The organism is Microbispora sp. ATCC PTA-5024 (genome assembly GCF_000511135.2).
In the GTDB taxonomy this organism is placed as follows: domain Bacteria; phylum Actinomycetota; class Actinomycetes; order Streptosporangiales; family Streptosporangiaceae; genus Microbispora; species Microbispora corallina.
The window spans coordinates 1151852-1167760 of the sequence record NZ_KI866523.1; the positions used below are offsets into that span (position 1 = coordinate 1151852).

The window sequence follows — 15909 nt, forward strand, 5'->3', positions numbered from 1 at the left end:
ATCAACACCTTTCGCACCTTCGGGCGGAGCACTGGGAATCGCCTCGACGGCCAGAACGTCGAGTTGCAGAAGGTCCCGTCGCAGAAGGATGGCGGCTTGGGCGACCTCTTCCGGCAACCCCCACGGCCCTAGACCGATCTCAACCCGAAGTGAAACAGACCCGTTGGAGCGAGCCCCACGTTCTTCCACCGAGCAAGACTCCTCAACAGGGATGTCCTAAATAGCAAATAACTTCGTCTGCGAGCATATCCGTCGGCATGCCCGAGTGCCAGACGGTGACGAGCGATGTCGGCTTTCCTTACATAACCAGGTGGATGTGACCGGTGCTGTTCGCGACTAGAGACTGCCTGGTGAGCTGCTGAGTGCGGAACCTCCAGCAGCGTGGTCAGGCTAATGTGCAGGAGGCAGGCCAGTCGGCGTGCGGGACAGGTCGACGGATTGCTTGCGAAGGCGGGGCGGATAGCGTCGAAGACGGTCAGGCCGTTTCAGGGGGAGTAATAATCACGTCGAGCCGGGCGGTCTATCAGCGCGGATCGGAGGGCAGCATCGGAATCATTCCCAGTAACGAATCCCGTATCAGCGTCAACACCCACAACACACCTGCGGTCAGTGCAATGCTCACCACGAGTGTCACCACGACCAGCGTCACCAAAGTTCGCCCAGAGAGCCGGGGCCGACGCTGAATCATGCCACCAGCAAAGCAAGCGGACGGCAGGTGTACCAGCCTTGGTGGCGTTCGCTGCGAATTCGGTACAAGCCGTCAACCGGCATAGTCATCGAGTAACGCGGAAGGCCGGCTCCGAAGATCGGAACCGGCCTCTCAGCTGGTACTACATGGTCGGGGTGGCGGGATTTGAACCCACGGCCTCTTCGTCCCGAACGGGGATGACACGTTCATTCGAGCCCCTGGTCAGATCGCTTTCGGCGCGTAAAATCCCAGGTAGAAGCCACTTTTGCAGTACCCAGTGGTGACCACGAGTGCCCATGGATGACGGAGGGTCTCACGGTCAAATGACGGTCAAACGATCAAGGAGGTGATCGACAGGTTGGGATACTCCCGGAAGCGGGTCGGCGGGGACGGCAAGCCCCGGTACACGGCCTACTACATGGACCTCAAGGGGATGGAGAAGTCCGCCGGTACGTTCTCCAGCAAGAAAGAGGCCGACAGGGCGTGGCGGGACGCCGAGAGCCTGGTCGCGCAGGGGCGAGTGGGCGACCCACGGCGGGGCCGGCAGACCTTCGAGCGGTACGTGCTGGATACCTGGTTGCCGAACCACGAGATCGAGGCCACCACACGGCAGAGCTACACCTACACGATCCACCGGCATCTGATTCCCGAATTTGGCGCGATGCGGATGATCGACATCCTTCCCGAGCACGTCCGCGCCTGGGTCGCGAGCATGAAGAAGAACGGCGTCAGCCCGGCGACCATCAAGTACGCCAAGGTCCTGCTGAGCGCGATTTTCACGACCGCCCTCAACGACCAGGTGACCTATCTGCATCCCTGCCGCGGGGTGAAGACGCCCACCGTTCCGCGGAAGCCGCGCACGATCATCACGCCGGAGCAGTTCGACGTGCTCTATCGGGCGCTTCCCGATGCCGATTCGCAGCTGCTCGTGGAGACGGCGATCGAGACCGGCCTGAGGTGGGGAGAACTGACCGAGTTGCGGGTCAAGGATCTGGCGCCGAGGTCGAGAATCCTGACCGTTTCCCGTGCGGTCGTCGAGGTGAACCCCAAGTTCCACCCCGACGGTGAGCGGTTCATCGTGAAGGAGTATCCGAAGGACGGGGAGTTCCGGCGCTTCAAGCTCACGGCACAGATCGCGGCGAAGATCGAGGCGCACATCGAGGCAGAGAAGCTCGGGTCGAACGACCTCTTCTTCGTCTGGCGGCACGAACCCAAGGGCAAGCCGAAGCTCCGGCTCGCTCCCGATCCTGTCGAACTGGGCCTCACCGAGCCGAACGAGAAGGGGCGAAGCTACCGGCACGGGACGCTCAGCGCCTACACCGCCGGCAAGTGTCGCTGCGAGCACTGCCGCGCCGCGTTCGCCATCTACCGCGCCGGTCGGCGCTCCTCAGGTAAGGACAGCCCCCGCGAGTCGCGGCAGCGGGAGACCGACGGCCACATCCCAGCTGACTGGTTTCGGCGCCAGGTCTGGAAGCCCGCACTGAGGGAAGCCGACCTAGGGATCCACGTGCGCATTCACGACATGCGGCACGCACACGCCTCATGGTTGCTGGCCGGCGGCGCGGACCTCCAGATCGTGAAGGAACGACTCGGCCACGCCTCCATCGCCACCACCGAGAAGTACCTGCACACCCTCGATGACGCGGACGAGACGGCTCTGGACGCCTTCTCGAAGATCCGGAATCGATCCGCACGGTGAGCAGGTCTGTTTGAGGACGCGTGCTTGGCCTACCCCAACTCGGCCCATTGAAAGGAGAGCCCGATCAGAAGGAGAACAGCAAGCGAGATCTGGACGAAAGGATGGGCGCTCGCCCAGCTACCGGACCGCGACCAGCGTCACGCCGTGTTCTTTGTCGGTTCGCTGTTCCTGCGAGTCAGTGCTGGGCTGTGGACTTCCCGTTCCGGTGCCCATGGGGGTTCATGACTGTGGGGGGACTTGAAGCAAATCACTATGCGCGGACCGCTGCTGCTGACCTCCTCTTGGACGAGGAGGTCTGAGTAGCGATGGTCGGCGACCTGGTTACTGTGCGCCGAATCCAGGGGACGACGATCACTAGTGTGTTTCTGCTGGCGCTGATCGCGGCGGTGGTCTCGTTCAGGCACATGCACGAGCTGTGTCTGCGTCACGGTGAGGACCGCTTGGCGGCGGTGCTCATCCCGCTCGCCGTCGACGGCCTGATCGTCGTCGCCTCGATGTCCATCTTCCTGGCCAACCGAAACGGCTCCCGCGGCGGTTTCCTGGCGTGGACCCTGCTCGTAGTCGGCAGCCTCGCCAGCCTCGGGGCGAACGTCGCCGTCGCCGAGCCCAGCCTAATCGGCCGAATCATCGCCGCCTGGCCGTCCTTGGCCTTGATCGGCAGCTATGAACTCCTGATGTCTCAGATCCGGCGTTTCTCGGGAGGACGAGCAGCGGCTCAAGAGCCGCCTGGTCTCAGACCTGATTCTGACGCCGACACGGAAACTGACCCTGTCGAGCAACAAGATGACCAGGAGGAAGTCGCCGACTTGTCCGCTAAGCCCGAGAACATTCGGCTGCTGCAGCGAGAGGCATGGCGGTGGGCACAGCGGAACCGTCAGGAAGACGGAAACCTACCCACCGGTGTCGCTATCGCTGGGGCCTTCGCCCGCAGCCCCCGCTGGGGCCGCCTGGTAAAGAAGGCCGGCCTCGCTGGCGAGTTGGGCTGAGCCCATATGCATGGTGGCCAAGGCCGCCGCAAAGGATGATCGCAGGTGGGATGCTGTGAGTGCTGAGACATGAGGGATGTCAGTGTCATCCTGTAGAACATGTGAGCGAGAGGTCCTTGCCAGGGCCTCGACCGGAACTGAGTCGGTCAGTTGCGTGAGCTAGGAGAGGGTGTCATATGGTCACTGCCGTGACTCTTGCGCCGGAGCGTGCGGTCCAACCGCAGCCAATCACCGATCTTGAACCCACCGTGGCCGAGTTCTTCGCTGGGATCGGCCTGGTCAGGATGGGGTTAGAGCGCGCCGGGTTCCGGTGCGTCTGGGCGAACGACTTCGATCCTAACAAGAAGGAGATGTACCAGACCCACTTCGAAGATCTTGAAGATCACTATTTCCCGGGCGATATCGCAAATGTGAACATCGCCAAAATGCCTCAGCGTATCTCACTTGCGTGGGCGTCCTTCCCCTGCATTGATGTTTCGCTCGCCGGGTGGCGCCGAGGTCTCAACGGAGAGCACACAGGAACGTTCTGGCACTTCATCCGAGTGATGCAGGACCTCAAGGAGCAACACAGGTTGCCAGCGGTTGTGGCCCTTGAGAATGTGAGCGGACTCGCCACGAGTCATGGCGGGAAAGATCTGGTAGATGCAATCACAGCGCTCAATAAGCTTGGCTACTCCGTCGACGTTCTAGCCCTGGACGCCAGGCATTTTGTGCCCCAGTCGCGGCCCAGGCTCTTTTTGGTTGGAGCCATCACCAAGCCGGAAGAGACACACGAAGATGACATGGTCCTTCGGCCTGCCAGACTTCAGGTAGTATTCGACAACCCGTCTCTTGTTACGCATAAGGCAGTGCTCCCACGACTCCCGGCGCCTCTCACCGCTGGCCTGGCTAGCGTTGTGGAGCCCCTACCTGAGCATGATGAGCGCTGGTGGGACTCTAAGCGAACAACCGCCTTCCTGGAATCACTGTCACCGATACAGAAGAAGCGGTTGGAACAGCTAATGGCCTCTAACCGGCTGGCCTACCGGACTGCCTATCGGCGGACTAGAGGTGGGAAACCGATGTGGGAGATGCGCGCCGATGAGATCGCTGGATGTCTCCGCACAGCACGCGGTGGATCTTCGAAGCAAGCTCTTGTCCAAGTGAACGGCGATCAAGTCAACGTCCGCTGGATGACTGAACGTGAGTACGCCAAGCTGATGGGTGCCGGGAAATACAAGCTCGATGGGCTTCGCCGGAACCAAGCCTTGTTTGGCTTCGGCGACGCAGTCTGTGTCGATGTGGTTGAGTGGCTTGCCAAGCACTACCTGCGTCCCCTCGTCGATGTGGCCGAGTTGAAGAGGGCGAGCTCTGGGGCTCAGATGCCCAGTGAGCATCGCGTCTGCTCTGCCGGGTGAGGATGTTGTCTAGACTCTGAAGATCCACCAGAGTCGATGATCTCACCCGAGGAGGTCGGCGGGTGCTCAGCGGGCAGGGTAAGGCTGGCAAGGGTAAGAAACCGTCACGGCGGGGCCTTCCCGCGCCGATCGTGCGAGATTTTCGTAAATCGCTCGATTATGCGCTGTCGAGGACTGATGAAGCAGGACGAGCCTGGGGCAAGGCGCAGTGGGGCGTCTATGCCTTCTATGACTATGATGGTGAGCCGATCTATATTGGCCAGACCAATGAGAAGCTCAGGGTTCGTGTACGGCGCCATCTGACGAACCAGCGAACCGATGCAGTCGCGATGCGCATCCTCGACGTTTTCGAGGTTGCGGAGATCGAAATCTGGCCGCTTTGGGACCTGGAAGGCACAAAGAAGACGGACAAGAGCGCTCGTCGTCTCCTCGACTCTGTTGAATACTCCGCCTACCTTCAGGCAATCGAACGATCGCGGTTCGGTGCCATTCTTAACGAGAAGATTCCCCCTGTAAGCGCCCGTGTGCCTTTACCTGAGTCGATGCGGGTCGATCTCATTGGGGTCGAAGCGCGTCAGGAACGAGGCCATGCGGACACACGGATCGCTCGACGTGCGGAAACGCTTGCCAGGCTTGCGGCTGTGGCTCATGAGCGAGGAGAAGTGTCGCCTGGCCTCCGGCGAGTGATCGTGATCCAGGCTGTTCGTCTCGCATACCTTGCCGCTACCCGTCTAGCCTTCGTCGAAGGTCGGCCCGAGCCTGATCCGAATGCGATCCATGTGGAGGCGCTCGTGGGTTCCCTGTTGTCCGAGCTGACTGACCCGACTGGTCCTACGGACACGGATCCTATGCTGCGCAGCGACGAGGACCTTGAGTCATAGGTAGCCAACGGACTTGTATGAGGCGCGTACGATCCTGTTGTGACCGACTCTTGGGCAAGCACGCCTGCAACCCGCAAATCGATGCAGGCTAATCGCAGTCGGGACACTGCGCCGGAGCTTGCTCTTCGTCGAGCCGTCCACGCTCTTGGTCTCCGATATCGGGTATGCGCGCGACCAATCCCACAAGTCAGGCGGACCGCCGACCTGGTCTTCACCCGGGCGAAGGTTTGTGTGGAGCTTCGGGGATGTTACTGGCACGGCTGTGAGCAGCATCATCGCTTACCCAAGGCGAATCGAGGCTATTGGCAGGAGAAGATTGAGAGGAACCGAAGACGCGACGCAGCTCTTGAGGACATACTTGCTGCCGCTGGCTGGACACTGATCGTCGTTTGGGAGCACGAGGATCCGCATGAGGCAGCTCTCCGTGTTGAGGAAGTCGTCCGCAGGAAGGGGGCGGGAGACGATAAGGGCCCGCGTGGGCTATGAGTACGGACGCACGTAACGTCGGGGGACAGCAGCGGGGAACCGGCTGAGCGTGTGAACGCGGCTCCGCAGGGAGCCGACCTCTAGCTGGCTGGCGGGTTCTGAGGCAGGGTGTGACTTCAGCCCGCCGCACTTCTGATTCCTGGGCACTTGAAATCGGGGTCCAGGACGAGTCCCGGTGAGCACCATGCAGTGTCCGGTGGGGACAGCAGCGCAGATCCCTCCCAGGCGAACTGCGGAGTGTCCGGCGGGACGACTTTCTGGAGAGTGCCGGCGGCGAGTTGGAAGACGCCCTCGACATGGGAGGTGTTTAGTTCGTCGGCCACGAATGCCGCGCTGCTGAACACGACCTGGACGAGACGCCACTGCTGGCCGTGCTGCAGGCTCTTCGCGTACTCGTTACGGGTGAGATGAAAGGTTCCTCGTGTCGTGGGGCCGGCCGCCTTCACCTCTATACGGTCAATGCTCGTTCCACGGACCTCGATGTCGTAGCCGTATGAGTCAGAGATCTGGGAGACTCGGGCTGGCCTGTGCCCCGCGCGCTGGAGTGCCGCAAGTACGACGAGCTCTGCGGCGTCTCCAACGCGCTTACGGATCTCTTCCTGGTCCTGCTGATCGAGTTGAGCGTAGGCGTCAAGAAGGATGCGATCTAACTCAGGTTCGAGCCACAGCAGAGCCCGGAGGTCTTCGGCGGGGATGTACGCGCGCGTGACACTGCCGGCGGAGACGGCAAGGCGGAGCCAGGGCGGCGGGGCGGCGGCCAGCAGGATGCGCGCGACGTCCTGCAGAGTCACCGTGTCTCCGAGGTCAGCGATTCCGGCGAGTTGGGGACCCAGCGAAATGGGATCCGTAAGACTGACGAGACCGCAATCGGCCAGAGATACGGCCGAGGCCTCAAGGTCAATGGCTGAGGCAAGGTAGGAGCCATGGCCACGGGCCGCGTCCGCCCACTCATCGATGCTCCTCCTGGGGGCCAGACTGGCTACCCGGACGAGCAGCAGGACGCTGTATGTCAGTCCGTGCCGTGGAAGCACGTCATCCGCCGCCTTGCAGGTGCGAGACCAGGGCCGCCACGTCGTCACTCGCGACGGGTCGATCAGAGGCGTCCTCATCTGGTTCTGGCAACGCGACCTGGACCAGGTCGGGGTCGTCCATCAGCTGGGACAGTGCAACGATCTTCTCGCGCAACCTTCCTTCGACGCTCTGATCGATCGTTCCTTCGCTGAGCAGGATCGTGAAGCGAGTGACCGTGCCCTCTTCCAGGCCAAGGCGGTGAATGCGATCTTGGCTCTGGAGGTAGTGCCCTGCGTTGAACGTGCGATCGAGGTAGACCGCGTGATGACACCAGTGGTGAAGGCTCACACCTTCACCGCAGGCCGCCGGATTGGCCAGAAGGACGCTGCAGTTGGGATCGTGACGGAACCTGTCGAGCTCGGCGTCCCGTGTCAGAACTCCAGGTGGAGCACCGTCCTCAGGCGGAACTCCGCCATGAACGATCGCCGGCTGGAACTCCTTGAGATGGCCGCTCAAGATCTTCAGGTTGCGCACGAAGGTTGACCAGACGAGCACCTTTTCGCGCCTCGCCGCAGCCTCGCGGACGATCTCCGCGACTCTCTGGTACTTCCAGGGCACCTCGTGTTCGCGATATCGCTGGAGCAGATCGGCAATCGCCTCGTTGCCGCGGAGTTCGAGGGGGGGATGTTCGAATCCCTCCTGGTCAGACTCATCGGATCCCGCTATCAACAGCATGGGGTTTGTGGCGGCCTCGAGCAGGTACATCATGATCCGCCCAAGCCGGTCGAACCGGCGTCGCTCGTCTCGATCGAGCCGGAACTCCCCTCGGTACCTCCCCAGAAGAGCCTCGTAGATCGCCTGCTGAATGGAGCCCATGGGGCGAGCGTCTACGACGAACTTCGTGGCGGGTAGATTTAGCCGCGACTTCGGTGTCCGCACGAAGTAGCGCGCGATTGCTTTACTCGTCGCGCCGAGTACTTCCGGGTTTCTTCCGTCCCGCTCGAAGTAGGCGCTGGCTGGAAGGATCTGCTGGTCCTGCCCCGGGTAGAGGAACCGGATCGGTGCAATGAGGTCATAGGCCCCTTGCGGTGCGGGAGTTCCGGTAAGCACGTCTCTGCGCTCCGCGGCGTAAGCGAGGTCGAGGACCGCCCTACCGTGAACCCCTTGCTCGCCCTTCTTGATCCGGTGCGCTTCGTCCAGCACGACCTGCGTCGGCCGGAGCGCCACGAACTGCCTGATCCGGTCGTAGTCGGCAGCGACCCGGTTGTAGTTGGTGAGGAGGATGTCGACATCCTCGGGAATCAGCGATCCTGGCCCGGTGTGGATGACGACCGACGGTGCCGGGCTCAGGCACGCAGCAGAGTCCTCCTTCCAAGCTTGGAAGGCCGCGATCGGGCCGATGACCAGCAACTGTTCGACCCTGCCGCGCACCCGATTGAGAGTGAAGTTGGCCAATGCGACGGTCGTCTTGCCGGCGCCGGGCACGGAGAAGTCCGCCCCGTGCGGCAGGCGCATGATCGTAGCCAAGTTTTCAAGCTGGAACGGCTTGAGGCTCCTGCGAAACCCGGCTCTGTCGAGTTCTGCCTCAAGATCCTCCAGCGGGACCTCTGCGGGTCCCGAGACCGCGGTCTCGCGGGCCTTGCGGTCGCGGGCCAGCGATCTCAGCTGCTCTGTGAGCGTCGGCCCGAAGCCGAAGGTCTGGCCGAAGAGCGAACGGACCTCTCTGACTGCGCCCAGCTCTGCAAGGAAGACGTCCGCTCGTATATCCGCGCGCTTGGCCGAGCCGCCAATCACACCGCGAGACATCGCCTCCTGAAGCCGCGCCCAGGCTCCGTCATTGGAGCCGTCCCGGCGTTCGAGGATGACGACGGGACGGCCGCCGCGATAGAGCTCAGCGAAGATCAACGATCCCCCTTGATCTTCGCGAGGAGCTTCTCCATCTGGCTGACCTTTTCCAACAGGCTCGCCTCATCCCACTCGTCAAAGGCACGGGCCTTGGGGAGGGTGGACAGCACGCGCTTCAACTCCTCGATAGCCCTGCCGGCCCTGACCAGTGGGGCACTGACCGCACTCTGGTCGCGCTGCTCCTCGGCTGCCTCCTCTGCTGCTGCGGTGATGGCGCTTTTCAGGCTCGTGAGCAGATCCTGCACCGCTACCTTGTCTCCGCTGGAGAGCGTGACGTTCGCCTCCGGGCGCTTGGTCGCGACGAAGCTGAGCAAGTTGTGAAGCGGAGACTGTGGCTCGCTTTCGCCCAGCACGTCATCGAGCAAGTCGTCCTCGGCTTCCCCAGGAGCGGATGCCTCGGTAATGTCGAGCACCGGCTTGAGCGCAGGGTCGTCCTCGATGATCCGCCGTACCAGCTCCGCAGCGTCAGCTCGCCTCAGATGGCGAAGATTCCGGTACTCGGTTCCGGCAAGTGTGCCGAGGAAGTACACGGCTTTGACCGCGGCGGCCTCCTGGGCGGGCTTGTTCTTGATGTGCCTGGCCAGTTCGTCGAAGGCTGATTCGTTTTCGGTGAAGTCAACATGGAGACGAGCGCCCTGCGACAGCTCAACCAGCTGATGAACCTGCTGCAGCTTGTCGTAGAGATCACGAACATCGCTAACCTTGCGGTGCATTCGCGCGGCCACTTGCTTCCAATCCTTGTCCGCGCGGTTAAACAGATCCTCGATCAGCATCGCCTCGTTGACCCAGGAGTAGTCCTGCTTGAAGTCGCGGGCGACCTGGAGCTCGGCCTCGAGGTAGATCAGCTCCTCGACTGTCGCGTCCTTCGGCAGGACAAGGCACTTGACGTACTGGAATCTGAGATTGTGGTCCTCCTCATAGAGCGACCGCATCGCCGCACAGCGCCGGTTGCCGTTGATCAGGACCCCCTCGGCAGTCAGGATCGCCGGCTCCTGCTGACCTCTTTCTTCGAGATCGGCCTTCAGAGCTTCGAAGCCCTCCTGACCGCGAAGGATGTCGTACTGAGCTTGCTGCGCCTCCGGGCCCAGCGGGTCTGTCTTGAAGAGATCCTCACGGCCGGTCCGGTGGATCTCCCGAAGCTGCTCGGCCTTGGTCCGATGGTTCAGCGTCGAGAACCGGACCCAGGTGACGTCGACTTCGACCTGAGGAAGATCATTGTTGCTCCGGGGCCAGGCGGGCACCGTGACCGGAGACTTCTTCTCCCGGGCATCAAGAAAGGCGGTACGGTCTGGATCGAGGTTGGGGATGGGCATTATCAGTTCCTAAAGGTGACAACGCGGCCAGGACCGAAGCGAGAGGTGATGGTGGTGCGAACAGCGCCCGGCCGCTTCTGGAACCCGATGTAGCCGGTGAAGGAGGGGGCCTGCTCTAGTGAGATGCCGAACGCGCTGAGCAGGACTGCTGGAAAGAAGCGCTGTTGGCCGCCGTCCCAGTTCCATTCGGTCGCGTTATCCGCGCGGTCCGGCATCACATATACGCAGGGTGGGGGGACGTCGATATCGCCGATGCGCACCGCATTGCCGATCTTGGGGCAGGGCCGCTGTCCCGTTCCGCAGAGATGATTGTGGAAGATCACGCCGTCAAGCGTGTCCGGGTAGTCGTCGAAGAATCTCTGGCGGAGACGGTTGATGCCCTTCGAGAGGTGCTCGCCGGGTTGATAACGCATGCTGTCGCACAGCCACCACAGGTAAGTTTCCCGCGCCCACGAGGGCGCGGACCACTGCACACTGCTGTGCTTGCCGTCCGGACAACCCTTCTGGATGACGGCTATGTCTCCGAAGCCGCCGAGCGTGAGGCGGTAGACCGTGTTGTCACCGTAGTTAGGCTTCTCAAGATCATTGATCAGGCCCTTAGCCAGCATGTCCTGAAAGAGGTTGGCGAGAAAGGCCTTCCGGTCCGCGACGCTGGCGCTCATGCTGCCCCGAAGGCCTTCGATGGCAGCGGGCAGGGCTGTTGTGTACTCCTGCGTCGTCAACCCGTACCGGTTGAGAAGCGTGCTCTCAGCCCCCAAGTCCCTGATGAGAGCGGAGACCGAATCGATGATCGCTTGCGGAGGTGCGCCGGCATGCCTGCACGGCATCGAGTCCTCAGCGTCCACGTTCAATCTCCTCATCTACACCTGCGGGTAGCGCCCTGGAGGGGGCTGCCCGGATCCGCGTCTTCGTTGTTCCTTGCACCGGCCTTGCCCAAGAATATGCACTGTCCGCGTTCTGTCCGTAGATTCTTGGCCTCCCAACGTACAGGTCATGGGGGACAAAACCGGCCGGACGAGAGGGCTTCCGTGGAGTGCCGAGTAGTGGTGATGTGATCCACCTACTAAGACCTCGGGTCGCGCTTGGTAGTACTTGCGTGCAAGCGTGCTGCCTCTTGTGGTAGCGGGAAACTGTCGACCCAGGCTGAACTGGCAGGTGTAGCAGTCAGTCCGCTTCCTCGCGCGATGGAGCAGACGGCCGACGTGTGGAACTGGGGGTGCGCAGTGGGTCATCGGCCGTCGCCCTTCTTCTCCTGCTCTGCCAGCTGGAATTTGAGCAGGCCAATGAGATCACCGCTGGGCAGTCGGGGGAGAAGCCGTGGCGAGTAGCGCATGGTGAGCTCTTCGCCCCGCCGCGACAGCAGGCGTCCTTAGCGGGTGCCACCCCCTGCATCTTGACGCAGACCCGCAGATCATGGCCGACCACGCCACCAGGCGGTCGCCGTCGTGGTCCATGGCCGGCGGCCGGGTTAGGCCCGCTTGCAACGGCATGGCGATCGGCCCGTCCGCGGTCAGTTGCTCCCGTCGGGTTAGCAAGATGTCGCATGCCCCGACGGTGGCGATGATCAGGTCGTGCGGTGCGAACTCCGGCCCCGGTCTCGGTGTCGGCCAGCAAGACGTTCAGACCCGTGAGCATCCGGCCGCTGACAGGGCCGGACGGCCCGATCGGTGACGTCAGGGTCGACGCCCACGGTGGTGACTGGCCTGTTGAGTACGATCAGCTTACTGATCAGGCTGACGTTGAAGCCCCGGAGCCGATCTCTAGCACCCGCGTAACCGAGGAGACGGCCGCCTGATCCAGCATGAACACCCCTCAATTTCTGGTGGCGACACCGTGCCGATCAGGGTAGCCGTGTTGGTTCCGTTCGACGACCATTCTGGGCGTACGTGTCCTCCGCCGCGGAGGTGAACATATGCCACGAAGCCGTACGAAACGCCGCCTCGACCTCGACGGAGGTGATGTGCCCGGTGGTAACGGGCTCATTCACGAGCCGACCACGCAGTTTGACGGTGCGCGGGGCGTCAGCGGCATCGTTTGTTTGTCTGGATCAGCCTAGGAAGACCTTGGTGCGATGCCACGCGTAGTGCTTCTCCCGGGCCTCGTTCCACCAGGAGGTTCGGCGTCCGACCAATCGCATGCGAAGGAACTCCGTCATTGGGTCCGGGAGACCGAGGGCTTCGGAGCTGACCAGAAGCGCTCCTCCGTGGGCGACACCAATGTAGCCGTGCTCGTAGAGAGCGTCGCAGCCGAGTAGGCATGCCGCCATGCAGATTTCGGAAAGCTGGCGACGTTCGTAGTCGGAACACTCGCTTCGGCGCTTGATGTGCGCGGCCACGAGCAAGCGGCGGGGAAGCTCCATCCCACACAGGGCACACAGGCCGACCTGTGCCTTGGGGGGTAGGAGGTAGTTCCTCAGGTCCTCCTGCTCGCCACGATGGAGGTCACTCCCGCGGCGATTCAAAGTTCCCTCAAACAGATCGCCTACATTGTCCGAAGGCCCAATCTGTGCTTCGTCAGTTGCTGACGCGTCGCAGGGCTGGGCGAGCAGATCCTCGAGGCGCTGTCCGTCCTTAGGCCCGAAACCGGGCACTTCGAGCACCAGGCGAATGCGCTTTCTCCGGTTGCCGTCTGCCGACTTGCCGACCTTGCTCTGATTCCTGGTCATCTCGTCCGCAAGTGTGGCTACGTCCGCGAGGTTCCCGAGACGGACAGCTTCCGAGAGTAACTTCCTGTCGGCCTCAGGGAAGTCTTGCAGCGCCGTCTTGGAGAACACCTGTGCATCCACGATCGTGGCTCCGAGCGAGCGGAGTCTGCCAAGCAGCAGGACGAGTACGGGTTCGTAGTCTGAGTTCCTGGGAAGATCTTGCCGTGGCTGGCTGAGCGGTGGCTGGCCTCCAGCGCTTTCCAGGAACAAGGCAAGCCCGGATCCCGAGCGCTCTACGGAGAACACGGCATTCAGCTGGATGCCGTCATCGTCATTCGGACGCACGTGTCAAATGTTCCATAAGGTTCGACCCTTAGCGAATCGATTCAGTGGGACCGGGTTGAGCTGCGATATTCAGGCTCCTCTCGCTGCTGGGGTAGCCATATCGTGATCGGTGGAGGCGGTCGCGATGGGCTCGTTGCGGGAGAAGCTGCCTCTGCGGAGTCGACGGCCCGGGACGTCATCGCCGAGAGACTGCGGCAAGCGAGGTCATGCTCCGGCAATGGGGAGAGCGTCGCCACGTATACGTGAACCGCGTGGCCGGAGTCGGGGGTACGTCCCGGGGGTGGACGATTCTCCGGCCACGCGGCGGTCTATGCGCCGCTCTGCTCCAGGGCGGCGATTCGGCGCGCGAGGTCGTGCGCGGACGAAGCGGAGATCAGAAGCGGCTTGGCCATCCGGGGCATGGCCCACCACTGACGTGTCTGGTTGCCGAACCAGCAGACCCAGGCGCCGAACTTGGTGCCCAGTTCAACGAGTGCGCGGGAGGGCTCGACCTCCGGTGACGTCCGAGCGACGGACTGCTGCTCTGGCCAGCGGAACTCGGCCCAGACGGTCCGGCCTCGCGCGTCCCCGTCGACACCCATCTGCTCGCTGAGAGCCGCCACGATCGCGAGGCCTCGGCCGCCTTCGAGAAGGTTCTCGGTCTGGGCGACCCGGATGGCCGGCTGCGTCGCGGCTCCTGCGTCCGCAACAGCGATGCGCAGCTCGTTGGTGCTGCGCTGCACGTGGACGACGAAGGTGCCGCCGTTTCCGGAGCGGGTGTGCATGATGGCGTTCGAGGCGAGCTCGGCCACACAGGTGATGACGGCGTCGCGATCGGGGCAGTCTGCCACCAGGTCGCCGACATACCGGCGTACCTCCTGGAGTTGGCGCGCCTCGCCGCGAAAGGCGCGCTGGCACCAGCCAGGGGTCATTGCTGTCTCCTCGGAATGAAGGGCCAACCGCAGTCCCACTCGGTTGCCGAGGCCCCAGAAAATCTCATCCGCAGCGCCCTGACCAGGCGTTTCGCGTCCGCTGCAGGTTCAGGAAGTTCGCCATGTTCATCGGTGAACATGACAGTGATGGGACGATTGCAGAATGTTATCCTGCGGGCCCCGTTGTCCTCCTCCTGACGAAGGAAAGGACGAAATGATCGGACTCGCGCGCCTATACGCGGAGGCCGGCTTCGGCAAGCACGAAAGCTTCGCTGCGGCGGTCAACGCCCACCCGCTCGCCCGGGAATCCGGCGTGAGCGTGAGCCGAGTGAGCATCGGGCGCTACCTGTCCGGGACGACAGTGCCAGACCTGGCGGTGGCCCGCGTCATCGTCGCCGTGCTCGCGGCCCGCCTCGGCCGACCGCTCACGCTGAACGACGTATGGCCAGTGACCTTCGCCCCGGCGGTCTCCGATCTCGCCCTGCGGTACGAGCGATCCCTGCCCGTCACCGTCGAATGCGTCGCCGAACTGCTGGCATGCGAGGTGGACCATGCACGCGCCCGGGCCTTGGCCGCGTTGGACTTCGCCCCTCCCGCTGTTTCCGAGGCCATCACGGGCTGGCGGTACGGGTTGGTCGACTCGGCGACCGGCAGGCAGACGGAAGGCCGGGATGTGACACACCGCCAGGTCGCCCAGATTCGGGAGACCTGCGCGTGGTTCTCCGGGCTCGACCATGCCCGAGGCGGCGGGCTGGTACGCAGCGCGGTGACGACCTACCTGCACGATCACGTTGCCCCTCTGCTGCGCGGCAGCTACACCGATGCCGTGGGCCGCAGCCTGTTCGCTGTAGCGGCCGAGATGCTGCAGCTTGCGGGATGGATGGCCTACGACCTCGAACGGCACGGCCTGGCCCAGCGCTACTACATCCAGGCGTTGCGTCTGGCCAAGGCTTCCGGCACCGCGTCCCGCGGCTTCGACGCCTTCGTGCTGGTACGGCTCAGCCAGCAGGCGCTCAACCGCGACCATGCCGACGAGGCCCTCTACCTCGCGCGTGCCGCCCACGACGACGTCGCCCTGTCCGCCACCACACCGGCCGTACGCGCACTCGCCCACGCCGCAGAGGCTCGCGCGTGCGCCCGGCTGTACGAGAAAGGCGACGCTCACGCGGCCACGGCCTGCCGCCAGGCCCTCCTCGCCGCCGAACGTGAACTCGATGCCGGCGATCCCGGCGGTGAGCCTGCCTGGATCGGCTACTTCGACCCGCCCGAACTCGCTGCGGAGGTAGCGCACTCGCTCGTGGTGATCGGCGACACCACCGCCGCGCTGCCCCACCTCGACGCAGCACTCATTGGCAAGAGCAGCGACCGCGCTCGCGACAGGCTGTTCTGCCAGCTCAACCTGGCTGCAGCCCATCTCAAGACGGGCGACCTCGACGCCGCCCTGGCCGTCGCGGAGCAGGCTCTCCCCACCGCCGGAACCATTGCCTCCACCCGGGTCCGCAGCCGGTTTCGGAGCTTCCGCCGGGCGCTGCCGGCCAAGGAGCCTCGCGTTGTCGCGTTCAATGAACGCGTGCATGATGAATTGGCCGGAGTTGCGTAGAGCTCCGGGGATCAGACGACAAAGTGCCGTCTGGTGAGCCCGG

General features: G+C 63.3%; 12 protein-coding genes. 6 read left to right on the forward strand and 6 right to left on the reverse strand.

Features of this window, described 5'->3' with window-relative positions:
- Nucleotides 1-1034 precede the first annotated feature (1034 nt).
- The 5 genes from MPTA5024_RS44295 (at nucleotide 1035) to MPTA5024_RS39725 (ending at nucleotide 6137) form a co-directional block, all read left to right on the forward strand.
- Nucleotides 1035-2387 (forward strand): tyrosine-type recombinase/integrase, encoded by a 1353-nt coding sequence (locus MPTA5024_RS44295; protein WP_442922053.1) that lies wholly within the window; start codon nucleotides 1035-1037, stop codon nucleotides 2385-2387.
- 305 nt (nucleotides 2388-2692) lie between these two features.
- A complete protein-coding gene (locus MPTA5024_RS17895; RefSeq protein WP_051458297.1) occupies nucleotides 2693-3373 on the forward strand; it encodes a DUF2637 domain-containing protein in 681 nt (226 codons plus the stop codon).
- 188 nt (nucleotides 3374-3561) lie between these two features.
- Nucleotides 3562-4770 (forward strand): DNA cytosine methyltransferase, encoded by a 1209-nt coding sequence (locus MPTA5024_RS17900; protein WP_232326516.1) that lies wholly within the window; start codon nucleotides 3562-3564, stop codon nucleotides 4768-4770.
- A 62-nt stretch (nucleotides 4771-4832) separates the two neighbouring features.
- A complete protein-coding gene (locus MPTA5024_RS17905; protein WP_036325194.1) occupies nucleotides 4833-5651 on the forward strand; it encodes a GIY-YIG nuclease family protein in 819 nt (272 codons plus the stop codon).
- A gap of 39 nt (nucleotides 5652-5690) precedes the next feature.
- Nucleotides 5691-6137: a very short patch repair endonuclease gene (locus MPTA5024_RS39725; protein WP_084369770.1), complete on the forward strand. Its 447-nt coding sequence runs from the start codon at nucleotides 5691-5693 to the stop codon at nucleotides 6135-6137.
- Between the two features lie 116 nt (nucleotides 6138-6253).
- On the opposite strand, the gene MPTA5024_RS17910 is transcribed toward MPTA5024_RS39725, so the two are convergent.
- From MPTA5024_RS17910 to MPTA5024_RS17940, 6 genes are all read right to left on the reverse strand, one after another.
- Nucleotides 6254-6928 (reverse strand): DUF3883 domain-containing protein, encoded by a 675-nt coding sequence (locus MPTA5024_RS17910; protein ID WP_198167214.1) that lies wholly within the window; start codon nucleotides 6926-6928, stop codon nucleotides 6254-6256.
- 241 nt (nucleotides 6929-7169) lie between these two features.
- Nucleotides 7170-9053, reverse strand: a complete 1884-nt coding sequence (locus MPTA5024_RS17915; RefSeq protein ID WP_051458298.1) for a DEAD/DEAH box helicase — start codon at nucleotides 9051-9053, stop codon at nucleotides 7170-7172.
- Nucleotides 9050-10366: a hypothetical protein gene (locus MPTA5024_RS17920; protein ID WP_036325196.1), complete on the reverse strand. Its 1317-nt coding sequence runs from the start codon at nucleotides 10364-10366 to the stop codon at nucleotides 9050-9052. Before MPTA5024_RS17920 ends, MPTA5024_RS17915 begins: the two co-directional genes overlap by 4 nt.
- A gap of 2 nt (nucleotides 10367-10368) precedes the next feature.
- The gene (locus MPTA5024_RS17925) at nucleotides 10369-11211 is read right to left on the reverse strand and encodes a hypothetical protein (protein ID WP_036325197.1); all 843 of its coding nucleotides are present in this window, start codon (nucleotides 11209-11211) and stop codon (nucleotides 10369-10371) included.
- Nucleotides 11212-12413: 1202 nt separating this feature from the next.
- Nucleotides 12414-13355, reverse strand: a complete 942-nt coding sequence (locus MPTA5024_RS17935) for a hypothetical protein (protein WP_157099524.1) — start codon at nucleotides 13353-13355, stop codon at nucleotides 12414-12416.
- Between the two features lie 308 nt (nucleotides 13356-13663).
- Nucleotides 13664-14266, reverse strand: coding sequence for an ATP-binding protein (locus tag MPTA5024_RS17940; protein WP_051458300.1), 603 nt, complete (start codon nucleotides 14264-14266; stop codon nucleotides 13664-13666).
- 214 nt (nucleotides 14267-14480) lie between these two features.
- Between MPTA5024_RS17940 and MPTA5024_RS17945 the strand changes: the two genes are divergently transcribed.
- Nucleotides 14481-15866 carry a hypothetical protein gene (locus tag MPTA5024_RS17945; RefSeq protein WP_051458301.1) on the forward strand — a complete coding sequence of 462 codons (1386 nt, stop codon included), beginning with the start codon at nucleotides 14481-14483 and terminating at the stop codon, nucleotides 15864-15866.
- The last annotated feature ends 43 nt before the right edge of the window (nucleotides 15867-15909 follow it).

Coding starts and splice junctions, on each gene's coding strand:
- MPTA5024_RS17895 (WP_051458297.1), top strand. CDS start 2,693: ATGGTCGGCGACCTGGTTACTGTGCGCCGAATCCAGGGGACGACGATC.
- MPTA5024_RS17920 (WP_036325196.1), bottom strand. CDS start 10,366: ATGCCCATCCCCAACCTCGATCCAGACCGTACCGCCTTTCTTGATGCC.
- MPTA5024_RS17940 (WP_051458300.1), bottom strand. CDS start 14,266: ATGACCCCTGGCTGGTGCCAGCGCGCCTTTCGCGGCGAGGCGCGCCAA.
- MPTA5024_RS17945 (WP_051458301.1), top strand. CDS start 14,481: ATGATCGGACTCGCGCGCCTATACGCGGAGGCCGGCTTCGGCAAGCAC.